The 1092-nt window shown below is 60.5% G+C and carries 1 protein-coding gene; it reads left to right on the top strand.

Translation table 11 applies throughout. From position 1 onward, the window contains the following. Positions 1-1092: cbb3-type cytochrome c oxidase subunit I (locus tag BFL43_RS00055; protein ID WP_206186581.1), on the top strand; the 1092-nt coding region annotated here is incomplete at both ends.

Below are 1092 nucleotides of genomic sequence, written 5' to 3'. Positions count from 1 at the left end.
TCGTTCATCTACAAGGTGTTGACGACCACCGACCACAAGATGCTCGGCATCATGTATTTGGTTGCCTGCTTTGCGTTCTTCCTCATCGGTGGCCTGATGGCCCTGCTGATGCGGTCTGAGTTGACTGTTCCGGGTCTGCAGTTCCTGTCGACCGAGCAGTACAACCAGCTGTTCACCATGCACGGCACCGTGATGCTGCTGATGTACGCGACGCCGATCGTGATCGGTTTCGCGAATGTGGTGCTGCCGCTTCAGATCGGTGCGCCGGACGTGGCGTTCCCGCGGTTGAATGCCTTCAGCTTCTGGCTGTTCGTGTTCGGTTCGACGGTGGCGGTCGCCGGATTCATCACCCCCGGTGGCGCGGCTGACTTCGGCTGGACTGCCTACACCCCACTGACCGATGCGGTGCACTCTCCGGGTGCCGGCGCCGACATGTGGATCCTCGGCCTGGCCGTTTCCGGTCTGGGCACCATCCTCGGTGCGGTCAACATGATCACCACCGTGGTCTGCCTGCGTGCTCCCGGTATGACGATGTTCCGGATGCCGATTTTCACCTGGAACATCCTGGTCACCAGCGTGCTGATCCTGCTGGCGTTCCCGTTGCTGACCGCGGCGTTGATGGGCTTGGAGGTCGACCGACAATTCGGCGCGCAGTTGTATGACCCGGCCAATGGTGGGGTGATCTTGTGGCAGCACCTGTTCTGGTTCTTCGGTCACCCCGAGGTCTACATCATCGCCCTGCCGTTCTTCGGCATCGTCTCGGAGATCTTCCCGGTGTTCAGCCGTAAGCCCATCTTCGGGTACTCGACACTCGTCTATGCAACCCTGGCGATCGCGGCGTTGTCGGTGGCGGTGTGGGCACACCACATGTACGCGACCGGCGCGGTGTTGCTGCCGTTCTTCTCCTTCATGACGTTCATCATCGCGGTGCCCACCGGGGTGAAGTTCTTCAACTGGATAGGCACGATGTGGAAAGGTCACTTGACCTTTGAGACACCCATGCTCTTTTCCGTGGGCTTCATCATCACCTTCCTGTTCGGTGGTCTGACCGGTGTGCTGCTGGCGAGCCCGCCCCTGGACTTCCACCTCTCG

The organism is Williamsia sp. 1135 (assembly GCF_002095395.1).
GTDB lineage: Bacteria > Actinomycetota > Actinomycetes > Mycobacteriales > Mycobacteriaceae > Williamsia.
The sequence above is the reverse complement of the archived record's forward strand: the minus strand, read 5'-3'. Positions and strand labels throughout refer to the sequence as shown.